The organism is Bradyrhizobium sp. Ash2021, assembly GCF_031202265.1.
GTDB lineage: Bacteria > Pseudomonadota > Alphaproteobacteria > Rhizobiales > Xanthobacteraceae > Bradyrhizobium.
Genome location: NZ_CP100605.1, coordinates 58,639 through 75,170, shown reverse-complemented (window position 1 = coordinate 75,170; position 16,532 = coordinate 58,639). Strand labels below are relative to the sequence as shown.

Genomic DNA, 16,532 nt, shown 5'->3' with positions numbered 1-16,532 from the left:
TGAGCCTGTCCAGCGGGCTCATGACCTCACGGATGATGTTGGTGGCCACTTGGGTGTAACGCGCCGTGGTGTCGAGCTTGGAATGCCCGAGCAGTCATGATTCATAATGCACCTCGGCTAACTCGTTGAAAGTCAAAGGCGTGCTGCGTGGCATTTTGTGTTAGCGGAGGCTTCCGACGCTTTCCCTTGGCGAAACCTGCCAAGTCCTCGGCCCTGATCACCCAAGGCGCGCCCGCGCAAGCTTGTCGGCCTTTGATGTCGCCGCGGCGGAGCATACGCAGCGCCGTCATGTTGCAGACGCCGATGAGTTTTGCTGCCGCTTCGAGCGTAATCTCGCCGCGCTCCGCCCACTCACCATCGCGGAAGACGGCGATGTCGTGGTGATTGCGGAAGCCGCGCACGCGCTCTTGCGTCCAGGCATTGCTGTGCCCGGTCTCGACGCGAGTGCGATTGAGCAGGCGCGCGATCTGCCGATCAGGCATCAGCCGCGCCAGCTCACGCACGAGTGCGATTGTGTCGTCGGGGATGCGTGGATTGTGCCGGCCGGCCGCATTCAGGCGCTGTTTGACTTGCAGTTGGGTATGGTCGCCGCCTTGCCAGTGCAGGACCGCATGGATGATTGCGCCGTCCTTGCGCACGACGATCTCCGTGAGTGCCGCGCGAAGGATACGCTTGCGCGTTGCGGCGGTTGCAGCGGGATGCAACCAGGCGCGCTCCAGATCAGCACCGAGCGCCACCAATTGCTGGCGCTCCGGCTCGCCGAGCCGCGGCGGACGGCGCGCAATCAGGGCGGCGATCTCTCCTTCAAGCTTTGCGACAGCCTGCAATGCCTCGTTCCAGCGGCGCTCCAGCTCACCGGCGACCAGCCGGTTTGCCGGGTCGACGGCGTCGTACTGTCGGCGCGCGTGCGCGGCTTCGTAGCACGCCTGCTGCAGCGACAGCTCCAGCTGGCGCTCGGCCGCGGTCGTCGTGCGCGATTGCGCCTCGATCGCTTTGAGTGCTGCTTCGATGCCGAGCGGCTTCAGGACGTGCAGGACCTCGTTACTGATCGCCGCATCGATGCTCAAGCCACTGATCGAAATGCAGCGCGCGGCACCGTGGTTCGTACGCGCACCGTAGCAATTGTAGCGGCCGATCTTGCCGCTGTAGTGCACATGGAGCTTGCGGCCGCAGTGGCCGCATCGCAGCAGTCCGGGCAGCAGCAGCTCGCCTTTACGAGCTGCTCCGCGAGCGAGTGCGCTGCTCATGCCGGTCGCATTGTTGGCGATTACCTCGAGGTTGTGCTCGAACTCGTCCCAGGTGATATAGGCCGCGTGGTGATCCTTGATCAAGACATCCCATTCGGCCATGGGCTTTTGCACACCACGCCGGACATGCTTGCGTCCACCTTTGACACTCACACGGCTCGTCGTGCGCCCGAACGCATAGGCACCTGCATAGATCGGATTGGTCAGGATGTTGTGTACGATGTTGTAGGCCGGCAGTCGCCACACCACGCCGTGCGCCTCGCCTTGGCGCGACTTGACCGGCAGCTCGATGCACTCCTCTCTCAGCCAGATGTGCACCTGTCTTGCACTTTGCAGCTCGGCGAACTTGGTGAAGACCAGCTGCAGGGCGTGCTGCACGCGTTTGTCCGGATTCTTCTCTATGCGATCGCGACCGATCTTCACATAGCCGGCGGCGACACCGAGGACCAGCGCGCCGCGGCGCGCCTTCTGCTTCAGCGCTTCCTGCGAACGCTGGCGGAACATCGAGAGTTCAAGCTCGCTCATCGTGCCCTTCATGCCAAGCAGCAGCCGATCGTTGGGATGGCGAGGATCGTAGATTCCGTCCTCATCGACGATGAGCGTGCCGACCAATCCACAGAACTCGATCAGCGTATGCCAGTCGCGGCCATTACGGGCAAGACGCGACGCCTCGATCGCGAGCACAGCGCCGACACGGCCGTCGCAGATCGTTGCAAGCAGCCGCTCGAAGCCGGGACGCGCGATGCCGCCGCCGGAGCGGCCGAGGTCGTCGTCGATGACTTCGACGTTGCTCCAGCCAAGCTGCTTGGCGCGATCGACGAGGCCGTATTGGCGCCGTCGGCTCTCATGATTATGCGCGAGCTGGTCTGCTGTCGATTGCCGGATGTAGACGCAGGCGTTGCGGGCGAGATGCTCAGTCGTGATCTTGGTCATCGCCGCTCCCCCCGCTTACCGCCATTGCCAGCGCCGCTGCGATCTCGCGCAGCAGCACCTCGATGACCATCGCGAGCTCGCTCTTTTGAGCTGCACGCAGTTCGACGCACGGTCGCTCGGCCTCGAACAGGCTTGTCTGGAGATTCTCGGATCGGTGCGTCATTGTCTGGTCGCTCCGTTTTTGATTCGGACGCCAGAAAGCCTAGAAGCGCATCGACCTCGTTGCGTAGGGAGCAAAGAACATCCAGGGGAAAATGCGGCTCAACGCTGATCTCGAACCGGGACGTAGCCTCGTCAGTCATCCACGCCGGAAGGCAGGCAAAGGTGCCGTCAAGTTGGTGCACAACGAGAAACGCGGCGCCGCCTCGCTCAAGCCGCCGCCTAACGCCTACCGTCTCGCCGAAGCGAGGATGAAATCGGTAAGTGATGCGTGCTTCAGCCTGTTGTTCGCGGGCAGTATGCCGCCCTTCCGAGCAGAAGCTGGATCACACGAATATCGATGTTCTGCTCGAGCAGGTGCGTGGCGAAGCTGTGTCGCAGCGTGTGCGGTGCCACCCAATTGGGCAGTCCAGCACGCCCGGCGGCCATGTGGCAGACCCGATTGAGCTGGCGCGTCGTCATCGGGTTGATGCGGTCGCGGCCGGGGAACATCCACACTTGGGGATGCGCGATGCGCCACCAGTCGCGCAGCAGCTCCAACAACTGCGGTGACAGCATGGCATGGCGATCCTTGCGGCCTTTACCCTGGTCCACGCGGAGCATCATGCGCTTGGAATCAATGTCGCAGATCTTCAGTGCGACGACCTCCATGGCGCGCAGACCAGCGCCGTAGGCAACGCTGAGCGCCGCTTTGTGCTTGGGCCCGGGTGCGGCCTCCAGCAGCCGCAACACCTCTTCGGGCGAGAGCACGCGTGGCAGCTTGCGCGGTTCGTAGACGAACACGAGATGGCGCGTCGTCTCCGGCCGGTCGAGCGTCACCTTGAAGAAGAACCGCAGTGCAGTCACGGTCGCGTTGATGCTCGGTGGTTGCGCACCGTTCTCGGTCAGATGCAGCTGGAACGCGCGCAGCTCTTCCGGGGTCGCGGTGTCGGGGGAACGGCCGAGAAAGGTCGCGAGCCTCTTGACGGCACGGATGTACTCGCGTTGCGTATCGGGCACCAACCTGCGCATGTTCATGTCTTCGAGCATGCGTTGGCGCAGCGGGCTGATGGGCTTCTCGCTCATTGGGGGCTCCTGTCTAGAGGTTGGAGTGCTTGACCCCTCGATCCTCAAGACGGAGCGCCCGCCCGTCACCCGCGTTCGATCAAATGATTACTGTGCCAGACGCAATGCGCCCGACCTCGCCGCCGCACCCTCCCGCGAGAGCGGGTTCGTTCATTGGCACGAAACCGACATCCCAATTCACAAGCGGGATGTCCGTTGTTGAGGGATGAAGCGGACGTTGGTTAGAGCCCGCTGAGCCCGTCGAGGCACGGCTTACCACTGGTTCTGGTTGCTACGCCCACCGACACGATGCGCCTGATGCCCGCTGTAAAGCGGTTTTTTTTCCCGCGCCTAGTCCCAAGGCCCCCGGCAGATCGTACCAAATCGCCGTTGCATGAGGCGGCTCCATGAACGGAATCTGGCTTAGGCGCCTGGGCGGCCAGTCGCGCCAGCACAAGCGCCTCTTCCGCTGCTATCCGAAAGGCGCGCGCCGCCTTCAAAGGGCGCCTGATGTTCGGGTCTTCCGAGCTGCTATCGAAGGTGATCAGCCTGATGCAGTGGAGGCACTGGACCTGGTTAACCCGGTTCCAGTCGCTGTGCCCGCTCGTTAACAGTCTTGCGACAGTTGGAGCAGACAATCTTGATACGGTCGATATGGACAGTCAGCGCTTGCCGAATGAGGTGCTATTCGACAATCGCGCCGGCAAGCTTCAAGTTTGGTGCGAAAGTTCTGCCAGCTCCACGCGCTCGGGCAGCCTTCGGCAAGATTGCGGCAAACTGACGCTGTGACCTCGATCACCGGACCTGCCAACGATCTTGGTACATGTCCCGCGGGACGCGGCCAAGAGACCATCCGCTGGCGACGAAGACAGTCCCGATCTGGCGGACGTGGTGCAGGAGACAACACCCTGATCCCGAAGTTTCCGTTTAACCTCGGGTAGCTTTTGAGAACGGCATCATGCCAAAGATGTCGCTGGTTAACCGATCCAGCGAGAGCGGCGGAACCGTCTTGTCGTTCAGAATTTCCTGGAGTCGGGTCTGTGTCTGCCGGGCGTGGGCGGGAAGTAACTCGTTCAATGCGCCGCGATCACTATGACGAATGGCGTCGATGATCTGCAGATGTTCGTTCAAGTTGATCTGCAGTCGTGACTCAAGCAGGCTCTTCTTGGTGTTCTCCATTTTATAAACCAGAACGAGCAACCGTCTCACGTGGCGGTGGGTTGACAGCGCGAATTCATAGAAGAGGGCATTTCCAATCGAGCGATGCATTCTGAGGTGAAACTCTTGGTTAGTGGATGTAATACCAAGGAACGATTTCATTCGAACTTCGCCAGTGTATCTGGCTTGAATTTCTTCGAGGTCCTGCACAAGGCCGGGATCGTCAAACCGGCAGAGTTGGGCGAGAACGGACTCAACCAGCTGATTGGCGACGAGAACCTCGCCGATCTCGCCGAAGTCTAACCCGCGAACGAACGTGCCCCCGCGATTTGGAAAGATATTGACCAGGCCCTCGGCAATGAGTCGGTTGATCGCCTCCCGAGCTGGCGTGCGGCCGAGCTTGAAATGATTGATGAGAAGCGGCTCGTCCAGCTTGCTCCCCGGTTCGAGACTCATATCGATAATTCTTGATCGGATGAGATCAACCGCCGCTTCGGTTTGTGACGCATTGCGACGCTTCTTCGCGTCCGAAGGAACGGTGGCTTTAGAGGGAGAGGTAACGGCGCCGCGGGCTGTCTTTCGACGAACCGAAGGTTTGGCGCCATTTTTCAACCGTTTCATCGCAACCCTGTCATGAATGAGTTTCTAGATTTTCGTCTTCGATTTGCCCTTGGCGGCTTCGCATACGACTCAAATCTTGAGGCGACAACCAGATTTCCCGCTTGGTCCAAGTGAGCGGGGAACAACTCCGGTTGATGAGTGCTTTGGACTTGCGAAAGGGGCTCATGCCAATCCGCAGCTCAGGCGTTTTTCTCGTTTACGGCCTTCGTGTCTGCCGTCGGGCCAAGGAACGCCACCACATCGATCTCCACCAAAACTCCGTTGAGCTGGCTGCCGGTCACGGTACGGACGGGTCTGGTCTGCGGAAAATACCGAGAATAAACAGTGTTGAACCGGGATGCGTCAGCCAGGTTTGCGAGGTGCACAGTTGCCTTGACGACGTTATCGAGCGTTGCTCCGAATTCCGACAGGACGCGCTGGACATTTTCAAGCGTCGCAACCGTTTGCTCTTCTATATTGCTCCCTATCACATTTCGTTTGAGATCTCGTGGAGTCTGGCCTGCCGTAAATACAAAGTCGCCCGCGCGCAGTCCCATCGAGTAGTGGCCCCCGGTCGGTAGCAGGTCTTCGGCTCTAGAAAGCGTCATTACGTTCCTCGCTGAGATCGAAAGGCCCTGTAAGAGGACCTCATAGAAGCGGCACAGACAATTTCATGTCGAGCCAATGCGGCTGCCCGCTCAGCCACACTCTCTACACTGCTTACTCGGTTTGGTTTGCTTCATGCCTTCTGTTGAGCGGTCAATCTCGCATGAATTTCAGTTGCCCGATGTGCTCTTTGTTCAGTCAAGACTGAGAGAAAATGGTGCAACGCTGCTTATTTCGGCGTCTTGACAACAATATATGTGACATATATCCTGGAATAGTCAAGCCGCATTGCGGGCCAATGAGATTGGGTGCGCATGTCGTTGGCGCGCGGATGGTGGATGCTCCGGTTATTGGGGGGGAGTCGTGGATCAGGTGCGGCCGATTGTTCAGGTGGAGGACCTCCATAAGTCATTCGCAGAGTTAGAAGTGCTGCGAGGTATTTCGATCGATGTGGCCGCGGGATCTGTGCTCAGCCTGATCGGAGCGAGTGGATCTGGAAAGAGTACATTTCTGCGCTGCTTGAACTACCTGGAGCGTCCGACCTCCGGAAACATCGTCATCGATGGAGAATCGATCAGCGCTGGAACCACGTCTGGCGGGCGGAGCGGGGCGAGGCCTGCTTTCAAGGACATCGCGCGCTTGCGAACCAAGCTCGGCATGGTCTTTCAGCAATTCAACCTTTGGCCGCACATGACGGTGCTGGGAAACGTGATCGAGGCGCTGATCCAGGTCAAGCGCATGCCTCGCAAGGAAGCCACAGATATCGGGCGGCATTTTCTCGCCAAGGTAAATCTGCTGAACAAGCAAGATCAATATCCGGCGAAGTTGTCGGGAGGCCAGCAGCAGCGGGTGGCGATTGCACGCGCGCTGGCAATGCAGCCCAAGGTGATGTTGTTCGATGAGGCAACGTCTTCACTTGACCCGGAGCTGACGGGCGAGGTGCTGGAGGTTATGCGCGACTTGGCGCGCGAAGGGATGACGATGCTCGTGGTGACGCATGAAATGGGGTTCGCGCGCGACGCGTCCGATCGCGTGATTTTTCTTCACAATGGTCAAATTGAAGAGGACGGCCCGCCCGCCCAGGTGTTCGGCTCACCGTCCAGCGAGCGTTGCCAGCAGTTCATATCGTCGGCGCTTAGCTAGTCATCATGTTTGCCGCCCTTCACGATGCGCTTAACCCTGCCCTGTTTTGGGAGTATCGCGTAACGCTGCTGACTGGACTCAAGCAGAATGTTTATATTTTTATTGAGAGCGCAATTCTCGCCGTCTTGATCGCGTTCGTCGTAGGAACAGCGCGCCTCAGCCAGCGCCCTGCCGTGAGATGGGCGGCGACTGCCTATACCGAATTCTTTAGAAATACGCCGGAGTACGTGCTCCTTGTGTGGATCTACTTCGTTCTCCCCCTTATCATCGGCAAGATGCTGGGTACCCACTTCAAACTCAGCCCTCACGCAGCGGCAGTCATAGGACTCGGAATCGCCTGTAGCGGATTCATGTCGGAGACGGTGCGCGCGGGATTGCGGTCCATCTCGTCCGGCCAGACCGAGGCCGCGCTCTCTCTCGGAATGTCGCGTTTTACGATGCTGCGCCGGATCATGCTGCCCCAGGCTGTGCGCAGGATGCTGCCCGAGGCGATCAACTCACTGGTGTCGCTTTTCAAATCAACGACGATCGTGTCGTTGATAACCGTGCAGGACATTATGTACCAGGTCTCGATGGTCAGCGTCGCCGAGATGCGGCCGGTCCCGCTTTATACCGGTGCAGCGCTGCTCTACTGCGCGGTCATTATTCTTGCGACCCAGGTGCTCCAGCAGCTTACAGAGAAATGGCGCGGTCGGGGATGGGCGTGAGGCGTCAATGATAGAAAACTTCAACCGCTTTGTTTTAGCCAATATAGACGCGCTCCTCTCTGGGCTTTGGGTTACGACGTACGTCTGTTTTTGGGCGTTCCTCCTGGCGCTGCTGCTCGGCATGGTAGCTTGCTTCATTCGACTGCGGGGCGGCTATTTGAAGATTGTCGCGGTCGGCTACATCGAATTCTGTCGCGCGACACCAATTCTAGTGCAGTTGCTGTGGGTCAACTATGTATGGCCGGAGGTTTTCGGATTTCCGCAGACCGTTGTTGGGGCCGGAATAATCGCGTTGGCTTTGCAGTCAAGCGGATATCTTGCTGAAACGTTCCGGTCGGGATTTGAGGGATTGCCGAAAGGTCAGCGCGAAGCAGCGCTGGCGGTCGGAATGAGTCGATGGCGCATCATGTCTCGCATTGAGGCGCCTCAGGTCGCGTTGGTTGTTGCCCCCGTGGTGATCAATCAGCTTGCTGTCGTCGTGAAGTCATCGACGCTGGTCTCGGTCATCGCGATTTCCGACTTGATGTACCAGGGCCTCAAGATCGTGAATCAGTGGTACGAGCCGATAGAAGTGCTGAGCACAATCGCGCTGGTGTATTTCTTGCTTATCTTCACCATCTCCAGAGCCGCCAACTACGCCTACGTTCACTTTCAAACCAAGTTCGGAATCGCAAATCATCGATGACATCACATCAGGCCGTTGCACGGCCTGCTGGGTGCAGACATCTAGGAGCAGGCAATGCAGAATTTCTTGAACGTCACAAAGCGCAACTTGTTGACAGGAGTATTGGCCGCCGGCGCGGGGGCGGCGACTATCGCAGGCATGGCGCGCGAGGCGAACTCGCAACTTCTTGAGTCAGGGGTCGACGCCAAGTCCGTATTGGCAAAGATCAAGAAGGGAGGGGCGCTCGAGGTAGGCTTCGCGCAGCTGCCGTTGTGGTTTTACAAGGACGCGAAAACCGGGGAGTTGAAAGGAATTTACAAGGAACTTGTCGAGCTTTTGGCAAAGGACCTGGAGATGACCGTAAATTGGCACGAGGTGACATTTGCAAATGCCACCGTTGCGCTTCGTTCGGGTGACTACGATCTGTTTGGCTCGTCTGCGACCTATACGGTGCCGCGTGCGACGGTATGCAACTATGTCGGGCCTCTATGGTCAAAGGGAAGCCTGGCGATCATCCGCAAGGCAGACGCAGACAAGTTTCAGTCCGCTGCCGATCTCAACAATCCGGATGTAACGATCGCCGTAAACGGGGGATCGAGCGACGAGCAGCGGATGCCGCGCCTTTTTCCAAAGGCAAAGTTTATTGCGGTGACAGGTCAATATTCCATGGCTGCCGAGCCTGTGCGCGCCGGCCGCGCCAATGCGTGTATCGTCGGCGACAGCGAGGCATACGCTCTTGCGAAGCGCAACCCGGACTGGGCAGCGATCATTGATTCCAGCAAGCCTTTCGATAAGCGTCCCAACACGTGGATGATCCGATACGGTGATGTCGCCTGGAAAAACTTTCTCGACACATGGTGCGGCTACATTACCGCTAACGGCGAAGTGCAGCGGTTGTACGACAAGTACGCGTCTGAAATTCTTTGAGATCTGAGTTGGCGCAAAAGCGAGCCCGCAACAAGGCGCGCGGGCTCGTTTGACGATGGTCGACATGCAGCAAGGACGCCGCGGCGCCGCTCTCCCCTTAAGTAATTGCTCTCCATCTTTTTGCAGCAAAATGCAGGGCGGCCGGCTTGTGCATTTCATGAGATTGGATATACGTAGGATATATTTGGAGGCGCTACGCAATGAACGAGTCAGTCAATCGCATCGAGGCAATCGTCGGACGCAAGGTCAAGCGCGACATCGTCCGGATGACGCAATGGGCGAAAGGGAATCTTGGCAGGGCGGCCGAGTCGATCCTGAACACGCCCAACGCGCATGTCGGCATCGTCACCGGTTTCTATATCAAGCACGCTACGCCGCCGTCGCCGGAGACAGACGGTTTGGGAGGAATGGCGCATCTGGCTGCCGGGCTCTCCAGTGCCGGCGTGGCCGTTACCGTGATCACCGATGCGCCATGTGCGAAGGCGGTGTGGGCCGTGGTTGACGCCCTTCCTGCGCCCGTCAATCTTGAAGTCGTCTCGACGGCGGAAAGCTCGGTTCGTCGCTTGCGGCGTTTTCTCGAGGAAGGCGATCGGCCGCTCACTCATCTCATTGCGATCGAGAGGGTCTCGCCGGCATCGGACGGAAAGCCTCATCGCGAGCACGGCTGGGATATGTCCCGTGAAACCGCGCCGCTCCATCTTCTTTTCGAGGATCCGACCTGGAAGCCCCGTTGGCTTACTATCGGCATCGGAGATGGCGGGAATGAGATTGGCATGGGGTCTTTGCCCAAGGACATCGTCGAGCGCGAGATTCCGAACGGCAGCGTGATCGCCGCAACGACGCCAGCCGACTACCTTATTGTTGCCGGGGTATCGAATTGGGGGGGCTATGGACTCCTCGCCACCATGGCCTGCATGAGTCCGAAACTGCGTCCCGATCTCTTACGTCATTTCAATCGCGTCATGGATCACCGTTTTCTATCCGCGGCGGTCGAAACCGGGCAGGCGGTGGATGACAGCCGTGTGGATAGTCCTGGGCGGCCGCAAATGAGCGTCGATCGAATCCCGTGGGACCAGCATGCGAGCCTGCTTGAAGAGATGGCCGATGTTGTGGCTTCGCGAGTCAAAGACGAAGCGGGAGCCTGACAAGGCGGTTGTGATATCGCGGGTTTCGTAACTTCGGCGTTCAGCAGCCGCCAGCAATGCAGGGACTTTTTGGGCCGCTCGCGTGACATCCGGATCGGTTGACCTGTGAAAGCCTGAACGGGAGAAGAACTAGTGGATAGCCGTCTTGATCAAAACCAGATCTCGCCACCGCAATACCGGCTTCCGGACGACTACGTCTCGACGCCCTGCTTTGTCATTTTTGAAGAAGGTATCCGTCATAACCTGAAGCGGACGATCGAAGCGTGCGGAGGCGTCGAGCGACTCATGCCTCACGTCAAGACGCATCGCGCACCTTGGATCGTTCAGTTGTTGCTCGATCTGGGCGTGGAGGCATTCAAGTGCGCTACTCCGGCCGAAGTAGAAATGGCTGTGGCAGCTGGCGCGAAGAACGTCACCTGGGCCTATCCGTCGGTAAATCCGGCCAATGTCGCGCGGTTTCTCTCGTGCGCTCGCAACAATGAGGGCGCGCGCTTGACCGGCATGGTCGATTCCAAGCGAGGTTTGGACAGCTGGAATGCCCAGTTAGGCGACAATTACACCAATGTGGACCTGCGGGTGGACCTCGATCCTGGCATGGGGCGAACCGGGGCGCCAATGACAGCCGCGGCCCTCGATCTCGCATTCGCGCTCCATGATATCGGTCGCTTCGCGGGCTGGCACGCCTATGATGGACATATCAAAGGCGACCGCGACGCGCGTCGTCGCCAGGTTATGAGCAACGCCGAAAAAATTGCCAATTTGCAGGCGGTGCTGCGCCAGAAGGGGGTTGATGCCGATCTGGTGGCCGGCGGCAGCTATACTTTCGATCTCTGGCCGCGCGACCTGGTGCGCTATGTATCCCCGGGCAGTTGGACGTATTCGAGCGCGCAACACGATATTGAGCTGTCTGATCTGGAATGGGAGCAGGCGGCTTTTGTGCTCACGACGGTGATATCGGTTCATGCGGGAACGGCAACTTTCGACGCCGGGTCCAAGGCCATCTCGCCTGACAAGCCACTGTCGGAGCGCTTCCGCTGGGACGGCCGCATCGTGTCGATGAGCGAGGAGCACACCATCGTCGAGGCCGAGGGCCTGAAGGTCGGAGATCGGCTCTTTCTCACGCCCCAACACACCTGCACGACCGCCTACCTGTACGACAAGGCGATCGTCAAGACCTCGGCAGGGCGGTGGGAGGACCGGCAGCAGCTTGGTTGCAAGCGCTGAGGGTCACCGGGCGCCTTCTCGACGTTGCGAGTGGCTGGACTCCTGTCAGATCCCCTTATTCGGAGCATCGCGAGGCGACACGCCGATGCAACGCGCCAACAAACGTCGAAGTGTGGAGTTAGGTGAAATATGGACCTTGGTTTGAATGGCAAGACAGCGCTCGTTCTCGGCGCCGCCGGCGGCTTGGGCTCGGCGATCGCGCGGACGTTGGTCCGGGAGGGAGCGCGGGTCGTGCTCGGCGACATCGATCGTGCCGCGCTGGACCGGTCGGTCAGCGCAATCACGCCGCAGGGCGGTGAGGCGTTCGGGTTGGAGTGGGATCTTGCCAACCTTCAGGACATCAATCCGAAGATTGAAGCGATCGAGGCTCACTGGGGTCCGGTCGATATCCTTGTCAACAATACAGGCGGGCCTCCGCCAACGACGGCGTTTGGTCAAGACCCGGCGCTCTGGAATAAGAGCTTTCAAAACATGGTGCTGTCGGTGATCGCGATTACCGATCGTGTATTGCCAGTCATGCGGCAAAGGAAATGGGGCCGCATCATTACCAGCACGTCGTCCGGTATCGTCGCGCCAATTGCAAATCTCGGAATTTCGAACGCGTTGCGGCTATCCCTGGTTGGGTGGTCCAAAACGCTGGCGCGGGAGATCGCGTCTGATGGAGTAACCGCCAACATCATCGTGCCTGGCCGCATCGCGACCGACCGCATCAAATTTCTCGATGAGCAGAAAGCGAAACGCGAAGGGCGCGCCCCGGATCAGGTGGCGGCCGAGAGCACGGCTTCGATTCCGATGGGACGATATGGTGAGCCGCAGGAATACGCCAATGTGGTCGCGTTCCTGGCCAGTGAGTGCTCGTCCTACGTAACCGGCTCCGTCATTCGGGTCGACGGCGGCTTGATCCCCAGCATTTAACAAAGAGGTTGAGCGGCGATGAAGCAAGCCGAAACATTCCAGGGCGTCTATTCGATTGCGGTCACACCCTTCGATACGACCGGAGCCGTCGATATGGCGTCAGTCGATCGGGTGACTGACTTCTATATGGAGCGTGGCGCCAACGGCCTTACGATCCTCGGCATTTTAGGCGAAGCGCAAAAGTTGAGCGAGGAGGAAGCTTTCGCCATCACCAGGCGGGTGATGTCGCGAACAAAAGTTCCGGTCATTGTCGGCATCTCCGCACCTGGATTTTCCGCAATGCGCTCTCTTGTCAGGGTCGCAATGGATCACGGCGCGGCCGGTGTCATGATCGCGCCGCCGTCCTCGCTGAAGACGGATGATCAGATCGTCGGATACTACGCGCAGGCGGTGGAAGCGATCGGCGACGATGTTCCGTTCGTCATTCAGGATTATCCCTTGGCGCTATCTGTCGTCATGACTCCAAAGGTTATTCGCCAGATCGTCCAGAACCATCCTTCCTGCATCATGCTGAAGCATGAAGACTGGCCGGGTCTCGAGAAAATCTCCGCACTCCGCTCATTCGAGCGTGATGGTTCGATGCGGCAGGTGTCCATCCTGACCGGCAATGGAGGCCTGTTTCTGGATTTCGAAATGGAGCGCGGAGCCGATGGCGCCATGACCGGGTATGCCTTCCCGGAATTGCTCGTGGACGTCGTGCGTCATGCCAAATCCGGCGATCGGGACCGTGCGCACGATCTGTTTGACGCGCATCTGCCGCTTATCCGGTATGAGCAGCAGCAGGGCATCGGGCTTGCCGTGCGGAAGTACATTCTGCAAAAGCGCGGCGCGATCGCCTCGGATACACAGCGCAAGCCGGGCACCGCGTTGAGCAAGACGGCTCGCGAGGAAGTGGACTACTTGCTGGCCCGGCTCGCGCGACACGATAAGCGCGCCGGAAATTTCTAATCGGCAAGCGTTCGCTTGTCGCCCCGAGGTTCATGAAATTCGGCTTTGGAAGTAGTTCCAACCCACGATCTCGCGTTTTGACGTCGCGTCGGTGGCGGGCGGCAAATCCCTCTTTTGGCACATCGATCAAGGAAAGGTTTTTAAATGGCGCAGACAGATAAAGAGCAGTTCAACTTGCTGAAGTCGATCACGACGGCGACGATCACCACGGTGCTCCTGAAAAAAGGACTCAGAAACGTGTGGCTGAGAGGCACCAAACCCTTGAAACCCGGTCAGCCGAGAATCGTGGGCCGGGCTTTCACGCTCCGCTTCGTGCCGGCGCGGGAAGATCTGGCGACGCCCGCATCATGGTCTTCTCCGATTTCGACGCGCAGCGCGATCGAAGCGATGCCCGAGGGCTGCATCGCCGTGGTTGACGCCATGGGCGTCACGGACGCAGGTATCTTCGGCGACATCTTGTGCGCACGAATGCAGAAGCGCGGCGTTGCCGCTCTGGTCACGGATGGCGTGGTGCGCGATCTTGCGGGCGTATTGGGGACCGGATTGCCCGTCTGGTGCGACGGGGCCGCAGCGCCGCCATCGGTCGCGGGCCTCACCTTCGTCAACTGGCAGGAGCCGATCGGTTGTGGTGGCGTTGCGATATTTCCTGATGACGTCATTGTCGTTGATGCCGACGGCGCCGTCGTGATTCCGAAAGCGTTCGCCGACGACGTGATCGGACTCTGTGTTGAGCAGGAAAAACTGGAATCCTGGATCATGAGCGAAATCGAAAAGGGAGTTCCGTTGCCGGGGCTGTATCCGCCAAACGAAGAAAACAAGGCGCGATACCAGGCCTGGTCCGCCGGGTAACCGTTCCATCGTCAGAGTGCGCGGTATTCTTACGATGATTGAGGAAGGCGCTGCTACGCTGTTCTGGCCTACTTGGGGGGGTGATTCATGAGTTCGCCGGGTAGCGCGCGGTTCCGACACCATGCGCCGACCGTGGCAGCAAACAGTTCCGGTGATACTCAGCACCAGCCGTGGCCCAAATCTCTAGCCCATCGCTTCTGCGCATTCGGAAGAACATCGTCCAGTGCAGCCATGGAGCGATGGTTCGCGAGGTCGTTCAGCGGACAGGATTTCTCATGAAAGGCGCGGTACTCGATTGAGCAATAACGAAGCCGAATACCTGCGCATGTTCGCCTCCCAGCGCGGCGGCTCAATATTGAGCTTCATTCGTTAGAATGTGAATAAGCGTCCAAGAGTGACCCCTCGTATTGCCTCATCTGAGGATGTTACTTTCGCTTGACGGATGTAGCTCCGACTGTCGGCCGGGCCGAGGTTGCGTCGTTGCTCGCAGGATCGGAGGGACTGGGGACGTCGCGGAGTGCCCATCACACGCAGCGCCGGCCCCAGTCCCGGGATCACCAATGGTGGCCGGTGCCGTACCCCCGGCCATGCGCGGGATGATCACCTCGGCTGCGTTGCGTCTGAGTGATCGCAACAAGCGCTGCACGATGGTGTGCTGCGGCGGCCCGAATTGTTCGGGGGAGTGTTCGGCGAGACGACCGAGGATGGCCAGCGCGGTCAGACGAGGTTCGGCCGCCAGCCAGCGCTCGATGTCGGCGAGGTGCGGATCGAGCATCGATGGCATTTTCATGCGCTTTTTGTATGGCTTGTGCATGCGCCGATGGATGATGCGCTGCTCCCCCAGATGCACATCATTGCCGAGCCCCTTCGCGAACGCTGCCGCGTTCGTTGCCGGAGCCGGTGGGCTGGCTGCTGCCGCGAGCTTGCCCGCTCGGGCGCCGACGCGCGTGCCGAGCTCCGTCTGGGCGTCCCTCATCTCGGCCAGCAGGGCCACGGGATCGAGCGTGCGATAAAGCTCTCGAAGACGCCGTTTGACGCCTTTGCTCAACTTCGGATGCGCCAGTGCGCGCGCATAGGGCGTGGCCGGAACATGATAGCGCTTGATCACTTTCGCGCCCTCGCGTCGCTTGTCCTTCAGTTTGAAGGACGGCTGGAAGAAGTTGGTGTGCAGCCGCGATGCGGCATACAAGCGTTCCAGCACGCGTGTCGTCTCGACGCCATCGAAGCGACCGTATCCCACCAGTCGCCGGACGACCGCGCCATTCTTCTGCTCGACGAACGCCTGATCATTCTTCTTGTAGGCGCGCGAGCGTGTCACCTCGATCTTTTGCATGCGACACCAGGGCACGACGACATCGTTCATAAACGCGCTGTCGTTGTCGAAGTCGGCGCCACGAATGAGCCAGGGAAACAGGTTCTGTGCGCACTCCATGGCTCGCACGACGAGGCCGCTCTCGCGCGTCACCAACGGCATGCATTCGGTCCAACCGGTCGCGACGTCGACCATCGTCAACGTCTGAATGAACGAGCCAGCTACAGATGTGCCGCCATGAGCCACCATGTCGACCTCGCAGAACCCCGGCGGCGGATCGTGCCAGTCGTTGAACGTCCGGATCGGAACTTCACGCCGTACCGCCGAATAAAAGCCGACCCGCCGGCGCTTACCGCCGGCTGCGGCAATTTTGGTCTCGACCAGCAGGCGATCAATCGTGGCTGCGCTGACGCCGAGCACCAGCGCTCGATCGGCATGGTCGAGCTTGAGCCGGCCATGCCGCTCCAGCGAAGGCAGCAACGTCGGAATCATTACCCTGAGCCGCTTGCCGCAGATCCGATCCGAGGCCTCCCACAGCGCCACCAGCGCATCCCTGATAGGGGCGCCATAGGTCGGCCTTCGCTGCCGCCGGGCCTCCGGCGAAATTGCGACATGGATGGCAAGCGCCCGAACCGCGTGCTTGCGATGCCAGCCCGTCACCGCGCAAAGCTCGTCGAGAATGCGCCCCTTATCTGCCCGCCCCGCAGATCGATAGCGGTCTACCACCGCCGCCGTGATCTCGCGCCGCGCACCCATGCTGATCCGTCCTGCCATCGGCGACACCGATCCGATTCGGTATCGCCGCCCTAATCCTGACGGTCAGTTCTCCGGTAACATTATTGATGAGGCAATGCGCCCCTTCACCGCTAGGCAGATCAATAGCTTAGCTCGCCGATCGGCGTCGGGACCCCAGGCCGATTAACACACCTCAACCTCGAAAGCCGAGTAACA

The 16,532-nt window shown here is 59.7% G+C and carries 16 protein-coding genes; 10 read left to right on the top strand and 6 right to left on the bottom strand.

Translation table 11 applies throughout. The features are described 5' to 3' along the window. Positions 1–101: 101 nt before the first annotated feature. The 3 genes from NL528_RS45245 to NL528_RS45235 form a co-directional block, all read right to left on the bottom strand. Entirely contained in the window at positions 102–2,180 is a 2,079-nt protein-coding gene (locus tag NL528_RS45245; RefSeq protein WP_309180351.1) for a recombinase family protein, read from the bottom strand. Next, positions 2,161–2,343: a hypothetical protein gene (locus tag NL528_RS45240; RefSeq protein WP_309180350.1), complete on the bottom strand. Its 183-nt coding sequence runs from the start codon at positions 2,341–2,343 to the stop codon at positions 2,161–2,163. The genes NL528_RS45245 and NL528_RS45240 overlap by 20 nt, the downstream gene beginning before the upstream one ends. Before the next feature lie 272 nt (positions 2,344–2,615). After that, positions 2,616–3,404: a site-specific integrase gene (locus NL528_RS45235; RefSeq protein WP_309185719.1), complete on the bottom strand. Its 789-nt coding sequence runs from the start codon at positions 3,402–3,404 to the stop codon at positions 2,616–2,618. A 489-nt stretch (positions 3,405–3,893) separates the two neighbouring features. On the opposite strand from NL528_RS45235, the gene NL528_RS45230 reads away from it, so the two are divergent. After that, positions 3,894–4,172 carry a hypothetical protein gene (locus tag NL528_RS45230; protein WP_309185718.1) on the top strand — a complete coding sequence of 93 codons (279 nt, stop codon included), beginning with the start codon at positions 3,894–3,896 and terminating at the stop codon, positions 4,170–4,172. Positions 4,173–4,310: 138 nt separating this feature from the next. On the opposite strand, the gene NL528_RS45225 is transcribed toward NL528_RS45230, so the two are convergent. Further along, positions 4,311–5,162 (bottom strand): GntR family transcriptional regulator, encoded by an 852-nt coding sequence (locus tag NL528_RS45225; protein WP_309185717.1) that lies wholly within the window; start codon positions 5,160–5,162, stop codon positions 4,311–4,313. 179 nt (positions 5,163–5,341) lie between these two features. Beyond that, entirely contained in the window at positions 5,342–5,749 is a 408-nt protein-coding gene (locus NL528_RS45220; RefSeq protein ID WP_309185715.1) for a RidA family protein, read from the bottom strand. A gap of 361 nt (positions 5,750–6,110) precedes the next feature. On the opposite strand from NL528_RS45220, the gene NL528_RS45215 reads away from it, so the two are divergent. From NL528_RS45215 to NL528_RS45175, 9 genes are all read left to right on the top strand, one after another. Next, a complete protein-coding gene (locus NL528_RS45215) occupies positions 6,111–6,890 on the top strand; it encodes an amino acid ABC transporter ATP-binding protein (RefSeq protein WP_309185714.1) in 780 nt (259 codons plus the stop codon). Positions 6,891–6,895: 5 nt separating this feature from the next. After that, positions 6,896–7,597, top strand: coding sequence for an amino acid ABC transporter permease (locus tag NL528_RS45210; RefSeq protein WP_309185713.1), 702 nt, complete (start codon positions 6,896–6,898; stop codon positions 7,595–7,597). A 7-nt stretch (positions 7,598–7,604) separates the two neighbouring features. Next, entirely contained in the window at positions 7,605–8,282 is a 678-nt protein-coding gene (locus NL528_RS45205) for an amino acid ABC transporter permease (RefSeq protein WP_309185712.1), read from the top strand. A 54-nt stretch (positions 8,283–8,336) separates the two neighbouring features. Further along, positions 8,337–9,188, top strand: a complete 852-nt coding sequence (locus NL528_RS45200) for a transporter substrate-binding domain-containing protein (RefSeq protein WP_309185710.1) — start codon at positions 8,337–8,339, stop codon at positions 9,186–9,188. A gap of 266 nt (positions 9,189–9,454) precedes the next feature. Continuing rightward, a complete protein-coding gene (locus tag NL528_RS45195; RefSeq protein WP_309185708.1) occupies positions 9,455–10,333 on the top strand; it encodes a glutamate cyclase domain-containing protein in 879 nt (292 codons plus the stop codon). Positions 10,334–10,465: 132 nt separating this feature from the next. Then, positions 10,466–11,557: an alanine racemase gene (locus NL528_RS45190; RefSeq protein WP_309185706.1), complete on the top strand. Its 1,092-nt coding sequence runs from the start codon at positions 10,466–10,468 to the stop codon at positions 11,555–11,557. A 129-nt stretch (positions 11,558–11,686) separates the two neighbouring features. Then, positions 11,687–12,472, top strand: a complete 786-nt coding sequence (locus NL528_RS45185) for an SDR family oxidoreductase (protein WP_309185703.1) — start codon at positions 11,687–11,689, stop codon at positions 12,470–12,472. 18 nt (positions 12,473–12,490) lie between these two features. Then, complete coding sequence (locus NL528_RS45180) at positions 12,491–13,420, top strand: dihydrodipicolinate synthase family protein (RefSeq protein WP_309185702.1); 930 nt, start codon at positions 12,491–12,493, stop codon at positions 13,418–13,420. A 144-nt stretch (positions 13,421–13,564) separates the two neighbouring features. Next, positions 13,565–14,269: a ribonuclease activity regulator RraA gene (locus tag NL528_RS45175; protein WP_309185701.1), complete on the top strand. Its 705-nt coding sequence runs from the start codon at positions 13,565–13,567 to the stop codon at positions 14,267–14,269. Positions 14,270–14,681: 412 nt separating this feature from the next. Here NL528_RS45175 and NL528_RS45170 read toward each other — a convergent pair whose 3' ends face one another. After that, positions 14,682–16,355: a transposase family protein gene (locus tag NL528_RS45170; RefSeq protein WP_309179520.1), complete on the bottom strand. Its 1,674-nt coding sequence runs from the start codon at positions 16,353–16,355 to the stop codon at positions 14,682–14,684. Between the last annotated feature and the right edge of the window lie 177 nt (positions 16,356–16,532).

What these genes read in the sequence shown, in the direction of transcription:
- NL528_RS45210 (WP_309185713.1), top strand. Translation starts at nt 6,896, where the DNA reads ATGTTTGCCGCCCTTCACGATGCGCTTAACCCTGCCCTGTTTTGGGAG.
- NL528_RS45195 (WP_309185708.1), top strand. Translation starts at nt 9,455, where the DNA reads ATGACGCAATGGGCGAAAGGGAATCTTGGCAGGGCGGCCGAGTCGATC.
- NL528_RS45235 (WP_309185719.1), bottom strand. Translation starts at nt 3,404, where the DNA reads ATGAGCGAGAAGCCCATCAGCCCGCTGCGCCAACGCATGCTCGAAGAC.
- NL528_RS45240 (WP_309180350.1), bottom strand. Translation starts at nt 2,343, where the DNA reads ATGACGCACCGATCCGAGAATCTCCAGACAAGCCTGTTCGAGGCCGAG.
- NL528_RS45185 (WP_309185703.1), top strand. Translation starts at nt 11,687, where the DNA reads ATGGACCTTGGTTTGAATGGCAAGACAGCGCTCGTTCTCGGCGCCGCC.
- NL528_RS45245 (WP_309180351.1), bottom strand. Translation starts at nt 2,180, where the DNA reads ATGACCAAGATCACGACTGAGCATCTCGCCCGCAACGCCTGCGTCTAC.
- NL528_RS45230 (WP_309185718.1), top strand. Translation starts at nt 3,894, where the DNA reads ATGTTCGGGTCTTCCGAGCTGCTATCGAAGGTGATCAGCCTGATGCAG.
- NL528_RS45220 (WP_309185715.1), bottom strand. Translation starts at nt 5,749, where the DNA reads ATGACGCTTTCTAGAGCCGAAGACCTGCTACCGACCGGGGGCCACTAC.
- NL528_RS45225 (WP_309185717.1), bottom strand. Translation starts at nt 5,162, where the DNA reads ATGAAACGGTTGAAAAATGGCGCCAAACCTTCGGTTCGTCGAAAGACA.
- NL528_RS45200 (WP_309185710.1), top strand. Translation starts at nt 8,337, where the DNA reads ATGCAGAATTTCTTGAACGTCACAAAGCGCAACTTGTTGACAGGAGTA.
- NL528_RS45170 (WP_309179520.1), bottom strand. Translation starts at nt 16,355, where the DNA reads ATGGCAGGACGGATCAGCATGGGTGCGCGGCGCGAGATCACGGCGGCG.
- NL528_RS45205 (WP_309185712.1), top strand. Translation starts at nt 7,605, where the DNA reads ATGATAGAAAACTTCAACCGCTTTGTTTTAGCCAATATAGACGCGCTC.
- NL528_RS45175 (WP_309185701.1), top strand. Translation starts at nt 13,565, where the DNA reads ATGGCGCAGACAGATAAAGAGCAGTTCAACTTGCTGAAGTCGATCACG.
- NL528_RS45180 (WP_309185702.1), top strand. Translation starts at nt 12,491, where the DNA reads ATGAAGCAAGCCGAAACATTCCAGGGCGTCTATTCGATTGCGGTCACA.